General features: G+C 38.0%; 9 protein-coding genes and 1 pseudogene. 4 read left to right on the top strand and 6 right to left on the bottom strand.

From position 1 onward, the window contains the following. Positions 1-373 precede the first annotated feature (373 nt). The gene (mscL, locus tag ACFX4X_RS24515; RefSeq protein WP_377387322.1) at positions 374-772 is read left to right on the top strand and encodes a large conductance mechanosensitive channel protein MscL; all 399 of its coding nucleotides are present in this window, start codon (positions 374-376) and stop codon (positions 770-772) included. Between the two features lie 372 nt (positions 773-1144). On the opposite strand, the gene ACFX4X_RS24510 is transcribed toward mscL, so the two are convergent. Further along, the gene (locus ACFX4X_RS24510) at positions 1145-1351 is read right to left on the bottom strand and encodes a hypothetical protein (protein WP_061462595.1); all 207 of its coding nucleotides are present in this window, start codon (positions 1349-1351) and stop codon (positions 1145-1147) included. 320 nt (positions 1352-1671) lie between these two features. Between ACFX4X_RS24510 and ACFX4X_RS24505 the strand changes: the two genes are divergently transcribed. Both ACFX4X_RS24505 and ACFX4X_RS24500 read left to right on the top strand, forming a co-directional pair. Continuing rightward, on the top strand, positions 1672-2181 hold the full coding sequence (locus tag ACFX4X_RS24505; RefSeq protein WP_377387319.1) for a DinB family protein: 510 nt from the start codon (positions 1672-1674) through the stop codon (positions 2179-2181). Positions 2182-2224: 43 nt separating this feature from the next. Then, entirely contained in the window at positions 2225-2395 is a 171-nt protein-coding gene (locus ACFX4X_RS24500; protein ID WP_284471135.1) for a hypothetical protein, read from the top strand. 36 nt (positions 2396-2431) lie between these two features. On the opposite strand, the gene ACFX4X_RS24495 is transcribed toward ACFX4X_RS24500, so the two are convergent. From ACFX4X_RS24495 to ACFX4X_RS24475, 5 genes and pseudogenes are all read right to left on the bottom strand, one after another. Continuing rightward, positions 2432-3160 (bottom strand): GntR family transcriptional regulator, encoded by a 729-nt coding sequence (locus ACFX4X_RS24495; protein WP_283930373.1) that lies wholly within the window; start codon positions 3158-3160, stop codon positions 2432-2434. A 67-nt stretch (positions 3161-3227) separates the two neighbouring features. Beyond that, positions 3228-4010 (bottom strand): fructoselysine 6-kinase, encoded by a 783-nt coding sequence (frlD, locus tag ACFX4X_RS24490; protein WP_377387316.1) that lies wholly within the window; start codon positions 4008-4010, stop codon positions 3228-3230. Between the two features lie 57 nt (positions 4011-4067). Beyond that, positions 4068-5081 carry an SIS domain-containing protein gene (locus tag ACFX4X_RS24485; protein WP_057276224.1) on the bottom strand — a complete coding sequence of 338 codons (1014 nt, stop codon included), beginning with the start codon at positions 5079-5081 and terminating at the stop codon, positions 4068-4070. A gap of 134 nt (positions 5082-5215) precedes the next feature. After that, a complete protein-coding gene (locus tag ACFX4X_RS24480) occupies positions 5216-6559 on the bottom strand; it encodes an amino acid permease (RefSeq protein ID WP_377387313.1) in 1344 nt (447 codons plus the stop codon). A 24-nt stretch (positions 6560-6583) separates the two neighbouring features. Further along, positions 6584-7401: pseudogene (locus ACFX4X_RS24475) on the bottom strand (TIM barrel protein). Between the two features lie 517 nt (positions 7402-7918). Here ACFX4X_RS24475 and ACFX4X_RS24470 point away from each other — a divergent pair. Then, entirely contained in the window at positions 7919-9409 is a 1491-nt protein-coding gene (locus ACFX4X_RS24470) for a DHA2 family efflux MFS transporter permease subunit (protein ID WP_377387310.1), read from the top strand. Positions 9410-9590: the final 181 nt, after the last annotated feature.

The raw sequence follows: 9590 nt of genomic DNA, 5'->3' as shown, positions 1-9590 counted from the left end.
CACTTGGCTACTTAAGTCCGGTGGCTTATCGAAACTTAGCCCTTAAAAAAGTTGTTTGATTTAGTGTTGACATACCACCTTCCATAACTATTGAATTGCTTTTTAAGTACTATTTGTAAAGCTTTAATAAGGCTTGGTTCTAGGAACGTTAAATCCACCCCCGCAATAAGACGTGCTTTATAACGACTTTTTAATGTTTTGTGAAAGCTACCCCCTTTGATTGACTGCTTTCATTCTACTTATTAATGGATTTCAAAAGATTAAACGGATGCTTATTCCTATCTTTGGAAATAATAGAGGCCACTAACTCTATTCAATTTTCTCCATGTTTCTGGTATGCTTTTATCTATAAAAAAAGAAAGGTGTAGTTACGATGATAAAGGAATTCAGGGAGTTTATAACTAAAGGAAACGTTCTCGATCTTGCTATAGCTGTAGTGATAGGTGCTGCATTTGGGAAAATCGTTTCATCGCTAGTCGAAAATATTATCACACCTCTAGTTGGAATTTTACTAGGAGGGGTCAATGTTTCTTCTTTAGCCCTTCCAGTTAATGGCGTGGATGTTCAATACGGTGCATTTGTTCAAGCTGTGATTGATTTCTTGATTATTTCGTTTGCGATTTTCATGTTTATGAAGATAGCGAATTCTCTTATTAGAAAAAAGCAAACGGACGAGGAAGAGGTAATTGTAGTGGTACCGGCAACCGAGCAATATTTAAAGGAAATTCGTGACCTTTTACAAAAAAATTCAAGGCAGGATGAAACATTATAATTTCATACTTTAATTCAACACACGGAACCATTTAATAATAATGGTCGCATGTCTTCTTGGAGTAACGGAAACGAAAGTTCAAGAAGACATATAAATAATTAACGATTTGGCCACTCTCAATTAAGGGAGGGCCATTCTAGAAGCAAAAATAGAACGTGAAAAAGTATTAAATGACATGGCAGAACACCCTCCTTTGATACAACCGCAAAATCAATAGATGAATTATCTAATAAAAAACTAAATGCTAATCTGCAATAAAAGGTATCCCCTCTAAATCAATGGCGTTTTCTTGTTTAATTAACGGTGAAAGTTCAAAATTACCGGATTCACCTCTCATTCTCCAAAATAAAAAGCATCCTCGAGAGGATGCCCTTACATGGACTCATAATTTTTAATTTCAAATTCATTTACAGGCCGATTAATTGACTTTCCCAATTTTTTAATAAGCTCTTGGTAATCCTTAGTATCATTAGGATCTATACCTTCTCTGACGTTTAGTATCTCATATCGATCATACTTCTCTGGAATAAGTTTTCCGTCAACATGGATATAAAGCCTATATTTAATTCTCAGATTCATATTACCATCTCCTTTACTATCAGTTCGATATAGGGAGCTAATTTCCTGCAAGAAATAGCATCCTTATATGGATGCGCCAATATCTATAATCAGAAAGATTCGCATTTTGTTTTAACATTAGTAAATTTGCAATGAAAGGTGCATGGATAAAGCAGTGGAGGAAGTATGCAATAACTTCATACTCCTCCTACCTGTCAAAAGGGAAGTGTTGTTATTTATATATAAAAATATTAATAAATATACTTTCTTGAATTCAACTGAATTTTTTTGTCATTTAGGGCATAAATTGTTCAATACGACCCAAAATGGAGGTTTTTTATATGAACCACCCCGAACAAGAATTAAATATGTACAACTACCACGTGTGGGCAAATGTAGTTATCATTGATCGTTTAACTGAACTTCCACAGCACATTTATCATAAGGATATTCAGAGTGGTTTTTCTTCGGTATCTAAAGTGTTGTCTCACATTTATCTTACAGATTACACTTGGTTTGACATTATCTCAGGTAATAGTATGGATGAAGCAATGAAGTCTTCTAATCTATTAAGAGAAGTGGTGGAAAAGAAAAGTATTGAGGAAATGAAAAAAACATTTATAGACTTATCCGAAAGAAACAAAGCCCTTCTGGAAAGTGTGGAGGATATGGAAAAGGTAATTGTCGTGGATAATCCATATGCTGGGTTGCTTGAAACTTCCATTTCCGAATCGGTATTTCATGTTGTCACTCACGGATCATATCATCGTGGTAATATAGCTACCATGTTGCGACAAATGGGGCACACTTCCGTTATGCAAGATTTTGGCCTTTACCTTTATTCAAAATAGAACACCAAACTATATACCATTTCCTGAATAGGGGGATGTATCGATGGATGAACTAGTTGGCTCTTGTGTTCGCTGTGCACATGATGTATATTGTACGGCTGGTTTTCTGAACGGTATTCTGTTAGATAACAAGAAAATCTTGTGTTTTAATTGTAAGGATATTTTAAATGCGATGATCAAAGAAGAAAGTTTGGAGGAGGAAAATCAAAACTAGATGTTTAAATAGGTCATGCCAAATTAATGGCATGACCTATTTTGCCCGATGAACAGTCAGATTGACCTTGTTGGTTTCACACATGAACGTTGAGAGGTGCACAGGCTGGTCGTTTGCATCGAAAGCAATCTTCACTATTCTAAATAAATTTGCGCCAATATCGCATTCTAAATATTTAGCATGGATTTTTGTAGCACCAATCACGTCTATAATTTTATCGTTACTGACTATTTCGGTATGGTAATCTTCCAATAGGATTTTATAAGTTGATTCATCCCTTGCAATCTTCTTTTCCAAATCCGGAAAACGAAGTAACGAATAATGAGCGGTATCGTAGAAAAGCGGACGCTCATCTACATACATGAGTCGCTCTAGTTCGAGAACGGGGCTTCCTTCTTCAATGAGGAGATGACCTGAAACATCTTTTGGTGCGGCTATGACCTCACTTCTTAAAATCCGGGAATTCGGTATCTTCCCAAGCTGATGACTAAACTCTGAGAATCCACTTATGGATAACAACTCATTATGAAACTTATTAGATGCAACAAAGGTACCCCTGCGCGGAATACGTGTAAGTGTTCCTTCCTTCACCAATTCCTCGATTGCTTTTCGAATGGTGATGCGGCTAACGTTATAAGTTTCACAAAGCTCTGCTTCGGTTGGGATTTGTTCATCTGGTTTGTATTTACCGTTCTGAATATCATTCTTCAACATTTGCCTTATTTGCATATATAGTGGCTGGGGGGTTGAAGGATTTAAATTCATATTAGATTCATCCTTATCCGTCAAAATTTATTATTTACTACCTATTATACATGATTTACAGTCCCAGTCACCACGCACCGAAATAGCTAATGGTTTTCGCAGCAGACTCTGTACCCAATTCTAAGCAATTTTCGATAGATTGGCCTTTCAATAATCCATAAATAAAACCGGAAATGAAGGAATCCCCCGCACCCATTGTATCTACCACATTCGCTTCAAGGGCACCGCATTGATAAAATTGAATGCCGTCATAGGCAAGTGAACCATTTTCTCCTAAAGTGGCGACCGCAATTTTAGATCCTTGATTTTTTACATCTTTTAAAAATTGGCGGATAAAAGCATCATCCTTCATATAAGAGAAAAAAGGATAATCAACAAACTGCGGTAAAGTCTTCACTAGATCGTGATCTAGCTGATCTGAGAAATCAAAAGACGTGAGCATTCCATTTTCTTTAAATAAGGAATAGTACTTATCCGCATGTCCCCAAATCCCTGAATGTATGAGCTGGTATGTTTGAATGTAATGGAGTTCTTCCGTCGTTAAGCGGAAATGTTTCATGACACCTTCATCGTATTCTCCAAACCTGCGGTCATTTCCTACCATTTCAACAAAGGTAACAGCTGTTTTTCCTTCTTTCCGCGAAAGATGAGAAATATCAACACCTTTTTCCTGTATCGCTTTAACCATTTTTTCACTGTATTGATCGGAGCCCACCCAGCCGATATAAGCAGATTCAGCACCTAACCCTCTTAAATAGACAGCCACATTTAAAGGATTACCGCCAGGATAGACCTCCCCGCTCTTTTGATAAACATCCATACAGTTATCTCCGACTGTAACCGTTCTCATCATTTTCCCCCGCTTTCTTTAAACTTAAGAGCACTACTAAGTAGTGCTCCACTTATCTTAATATTCCATTTGGCGATAGTATCTTCTAAGTGTTAATGGATGATTTCTTTCACGCTCAAGGTATACGCTGATTCGACTTAATACTGACCAGTTGATGCTAACTGAAAAGTGTTTTCTGAATTCTTCGCTGATGCCTTCCATTTCAAAGCTTTTGGTATCAATAACCGTTATATTTTTTGAGATTTTTTCTACAAATCTCTCTACACGGTCCATCAGCGGTCTAGTTTCATCTTCCCCTTTTAGTAAAATAACACTTGTATCTTCAACAACAAGTTCAAGCGTACCATGGAAAAACTCTGCAGCGTGGATGGATTTCGCCTGGATCCATTGCATTTCCTCTAAAATGCACATGGCATATGAATAAGTGTTTCCCCATAGGTTACCAGAACCGACCATCATGTGGTAATCCGTGTCTTTATGTGTAATGGCGAATTCCTCTGCTTTTTTGTCAAAAGATTTAACGGCATCTAGAATTGCACGCGGAAGTAGAGAAACCTCCTTCGTGAATTGTTCATATTGCGGGAATTCATTGTTGTTATGCATGAAACGGAAGACGACCATGTACAAAAGCATAAAGAAAGTATCAAAAGAGTGCGTTTCAGAACCAGTCGTTATACAGTAATCCGCAATTTGTGTTAACGGAGTATTTGGCTCTGCAACTAAAGCGATTGTAGTGGCGCCTTTTTCTTTACAATATTCAGCCGCTGCAACTGTTTCTTGAGTAGTCCCGGATACAGATGTAAAAATGCAGACTGAATCTTTGCTGAAATGCTTATGATTCATCACCATGAACTCAGCGGCAATTTCTGCATGGACATCGATGGTAGAATTTGATTTTAAAATGTATTCATATGGATACATCATGGCTATGGTGCCACCAGCACCGATAAGGAAAATATTGCTGTAGCCCCTTTTTGTGATTCCATCTACGATTTCTTCAATCTGGCCTCTAAAAGCAAGGCCCTCTTTTTCTACAAGATTTAGAAATAACTCCTCATCAAACTTTAGCATTAACAGCTTCCTCCCTTACCTTTGTTTATTTGTTATGTCTTGTATTATATCTAAACATAATAATTCGTACAATTGTTTTATTTTAAATTTTAGTGTGTTTGTCAAAAGCAGTCCTAACTTCCCTTAAAATTCTGCTAAGCCACGATATCACTGTCGTTATTTCTCTTGGATCCATATTTCCTTTCCCAATAATAGTAAACCGGCAGACCTGTTGCGATAACGATCAATGCTGCAATCACTCCTTGAATAGGCGCCCAAGTAAATGTTCCCCAAGCCAGCCATGATGCTCCAAGAATAGCTAAAACCGTCGTTAACCTCCACAATGGCATACGATAGATTGGATTATAATCATCCCTTTTACGGCATTTATAAACAGCGGCAAAGTCCATGATGTTAATTACCAATTGAATCAGTGTGAAATAGCCAAGTAATACTGTTAAATTACTGAAGCACACAAGTATACATGCATACGTAACCTGAACGATGATAGAGAAACTTGGAGTTTCATATTTAGGATGAACTCTTGCAAAACGTTGAAAGAATAGTCCGTCCTTTGCCATTGCGTACTCAAGGCGGGGCTGAAACATTATGCAAGAACTCAGCGAACCCAAGATAACAATAATCGCCGTAATGGCCACGAATGATGATGCAATATCAGATAATCCCGGAATATATTTTACAGCTTCAGAAACAGCCGCATTGGAGTTGATTAATTCATCAAACGGCATCAAACCGATGACACAAACGGCTAACAGCGTATATAAAGCCAACACGATGAATACCGAACTAATAAGAGCTCGTGGAAGTATTTTCCCTGGATTTTTGAACTCCCCAGCCATGAAACAAATCGCAGCCATTCCCGTATATGCCCATGTGGTTGCGGATACACCACCTATTAAATTTGACTTTTGGGCACCAGGTCCTGGTGTATAAGCAAAGTTATCAGGATTCATGTACATAATTCCCAAGACAATGACAATCAGGAAAGGAATGATCTTGATAGCCGTGATAATGACTTGGAAAAGACCTCCTTCCTTCACACTTCGATAATGAATCGATGTGATGAGCAGGATGATCGCAATACCCAATAATTTCTCGGCGACCCCAGAGAAAAATGGGAAAAAGGTTGCTAAATAAGAAACGATGGCTAAGGCCATAATCGATATGGATGGAGGATCCAACGCCCAGAAAGTGGCCCATCCATATAAAAATGCCAGAGGCCTCCACCCAGCTTTATTTAAATAAACGTAACCGCTTCCATTTTGGGGGTATGCTGTCGATAACTCCGCCAGCACCATTACTTGCGGAATGGCAATCACCCCGCCTATTATCCAGGCTAGAATGGAAATGGAAGGAGTACCCGCAGTCTTTGCAACATCACCGGATGAGACAAAAATACCCGACCCTATTGTAGTTCCAACAGCAATAGCCAGAGCAGACCAAAAACCCAGTTTTCGTGTAAGTGTGCCATTACTCATAAAGAGTTCCTCCAAATTAGATGATTAAATTCCCAATTCCCTAACTTTTTCAATTGATTTTTTGATTGCATCTCTTGGATTTTGATAATAATTTGATCCCATAATCTCTAAAGTACAACTTCCTTTGTAACGATGGCTTTGAAGGCTTATTAAATATTCCCTCCAATTTAAAACCCCATCATCCAGTGCCAAATGTGCATCTGATTGACCACCCCCGTCCATTAGGTGAAAATGGCCTAATTCGGGAAGGAAGGAATAGTACTCATCAGGTGTTTCACCCGCCAGATGCATGGAAACCGTATCTATCATTCCTTTTAATGAAGTAGATTGGATTTCCTCTAACATTTTCTTTAGCCCTTTTGAGTCGATTACCAGATTGGATTCATACTTTGTCAATGGCTCTAAAACAAGAATCAAACCTTCCATCTCAGCTACTTTGGTTAATTGAAAGATTGAGTCACTTGCATATTTCCATGATTCCTCTTGTGAGACAGAAAAGTCCCCTATTCCAGAAGTGATAAGCATCATGTTTGTGTCTAACTCCAGCGCGGCATAAAGATTTTCCATAAAATATTCCATGCTTTTTTTCGCCAATGAGCATCCGAGGATGCAATGTTATAAGGATAGATACATTGTTCGGGGGTATAGCAAATGATTTTCATATTTCTAGACTTAATTTCCCTTCTCAAACTCCTTATATTTCCTAATATGTTTCGATAAACATACAAATGCGGCTCCCCAGCCCATAACTCAATGCTATTAATCCCAAGGTTGTCCATGCAATCCAAAAAATAATGAAAAGGGAAATGCCTAAAAGTTATATTCATCCCTGCAATATTCAATTATTTCACCCCCTCATAATAACTTTTTATTTGTTATGCTTTGTATTATAATCAACAAGTACATTGATTACAATAATTATTTTGAATATTAAAAATATAATCATTCGCAAAATACGGAAAAGTCGTGATTTTATTGTTCAACATTAATTAACTATTTTTTAGTGAATACGAATGGTAGAATGTTAAAGTATTATACCTAGTGCACAAATTTCTCTGGTACATTGTAAGTATTATATTGGTGATTATTGTTTGAAATATGATATACCTGTAGAATGGATGTTAACCTGGGGGATTTCCAAGAGATAATGTATCCTGAAATATTGTAAGTGAGTGGTTAATAAAGAATAAACACCTCAAAAAAGCCGTAATTGAGGTGAATCTCCTTAAATGCTGTATTTTACCGGAAAATATAGGTGGGTTTACACTAATACTTCGTGAGACGAATTAGTTTCTAAACTTTTAAAAATAGCAGGCAGTACAATTTGTACTATCCTAGCGGAAAGGACGTGCCATAATAATGAATCACGACAAAACAGCCATCACTAAAGTACGTACAGGTCCCATGTTTGCGGTGATGCTGGCTGGTGCTCTAGTCGCTTTCTTAAATCAGACTTTAATTAATATCGCATTGCCTCAATTAATGACTCATTTTGACATATCAGCTGCAACAGCGAATTGGCTTACTACTATCTTCTTATTGGTCAATGGGATTGTCATCCCGATTACCGCTTTCTTAATGGAACGATTTAATACAAGACAATTATATCTAGCTTCGATGGGACTCTTCGCCTTAGGAACTTTTTTATGTGGAATTGCCCCCAGCTTCTCCGTCTTATTGATCGGACGTGTGGTTCAAGCTGCGGGTGCGGGGATTTTGTTCCCGTTGATCACAAATGTAATTTTCACTTTATTTCCGCCTAACAGACGCGGTTTCGCAATGGGCATATTTGGTATCGCGATGAATTTTGCCCCGGCTGTAGGACCTACGCTATCAGGATGGATTATCCAAAACTATTCTTGGCGGGTTCTGTTTTTTATCATTTTCCCATTTGCCCTGCTTGACTTCATCTTTGCCATTTTCATCATTAAAAAAGTAGGGAAAACCAGCCGGCCTAAACTCGATAAACTGGGTGTAATTCTATCCACTATCGGATTCGGCGGGGTTCTATATGGATTTGCTACTGGCGGTATTAAGGGCTGGGGCAGTCCCGAAGTACTGACGATGTTCCTTGTTGGAGGAATCAGTTTAGTTTTATTTGTCTGGAGGCAATTTACTGTATCACATCCTATTTTGGAATTTAGAATTTTTCGGTATCGGATGTTCACTTTAACGACAATCATCAACATCATCGCAACCATGGGTATGTTCTCTGGAATGATCATCATGCCAATCTATATGCAGAATATCCGTGGGTTCACTCCGATGGAATCCGGTCTCATGCTATTGCCTGGCGGGATTTTAATGGGGATCATGTCCCCTATCACAGGTAAGCTGTTTGATCGATTTGGTGCGAGATGGCTTGCGGTGAGCGGACTTGCCATCACTATCATTACAACCTATCTTTTAACGCGGCTTCAAACAGATACGTCCTATTCTTATGTGGTGTGGGTATATACCATTAGAATGTTCGGAATGTCGATACTGATGATGCCTATCTTCACAGCCGGATTAAATGAATTGGCACTTAGCCTAAATAAATACGGCACAGCAATGGTCAATACATTGAGAATGGTGGCAGGTGCTGTTGGCATGGCATTCTTTGTGTCCATCATGACAAACCAAGGAACGAAACATGTTCAGGAAATCTTATCTCAAAGGAACATATCACCGGATAATACATCACAAATGGCGACGGCCATTAAACAAGGCAGCGTAATGGGAGTGGATGATGCATTCATGATAGCAACAGGTTTGACCATAGTTGCATTCATACTGGCCTTTTTTATACGGCAAACTTCACCACAAGAAGATACCATTACAAATCGCCTATCAAAAAAAACATCTTGAATTAACAAGGCTAAATCCAACCTATTTTCCAAGGTATAAAAAATTCTTTTATTATTAAACTGACTTGCCCCAAGAAAACAAGGAAAAAAAAGAGACTCTTTTAGGAGGCTGCTGAAAAACTCACGTTTTTCTAACTAGTACGGTAAATCAAATTAAAAAAAGACGATTCTCATTCGATACT

The sequence above is a fragment of the Peribacillus sp. YIM B13481 genome (genome assembly GCF_042787985.1).
GTDB lineage: Bacteria > Bacillota > Bacilli > Bacillales > DSM-1321 > Peribacillus > Peribacillus simplex_A.
The sequence above is the reverse complement of the archived record's forward strand: the minus strand, read 5'-3'. Positions and strand labels throughout refer to the sequence as shown.

What these genes read in the sequence shown, in the direction of transcription:
- ACFX4X_RS24495 (WP_283930373.1), bottom strand. Translation starts at nt 3,160, where the DNA reads ATGAATTTAAATCCTTCAACCCCCCAGCCACTATATATGCAAATAAGG.
- ACFX4X_RS24480 (WP_377387313.1), bottom strand. Translation starts at nt 6,559, where the DNA reads ATGAGTAATGGCACACTTACACGAAAACTGGGTTTTTGGTCTGCTCTG.
- ACFX4X_RS24485 (WP_057276224.1), bottom strand. Translation starts at nt 5,081, where the DNA reads ATGCTAAAGTTTGATGAGGAGTTATTTCTAAATCTTGTAGAAAAAGAG.
- ACFX4X_RS24510 (WP_061462595.1), bottom strand. Translation starts at nt 1,351, where the DNA reads ATGAATCTGAGAATTAAATATAGGCTTTATATCCATGTTGACGGAAAA.
- ACFX4X_RS24470 (WP_377387310.1), top strand. Translation starts at nt 7,919, where the DNA reads ATGAATCACGACAAAACAGCCATCACTAAAGTACGTACAGGTCCCATG.
- mscL (WP_377387322.1), top strand. Translation starts at nt 374, where the DNA reads ATGATAAAGGAATTCAGGGAGTTTATAACTAAAGGAAACGTTCTCGAT.
- ACFX4X_RS24505 (WP_377387319.1), top strand. Translation starts at nt 1,672, where the DNA reads ATGAACCACCCCGAACAAGAATTAAATATGTACAACTACCACGTGTGG.
- frlD (WP_377387316.1), bottom strand. Translation starts at nt 4,010, where the DNA reads ATGAGAACGGTTACAGTCGGAGATAACTGTATGGATGTTTATCAAAAG.
- ACFX4X_RS24500 (WP_284471135.1), top strand. Translation starts at nt 2,225, where the DNA reads ATGGATGAACTAGTTGGCTCTTGTGTTCGCTGTGCACATGATGTATAT.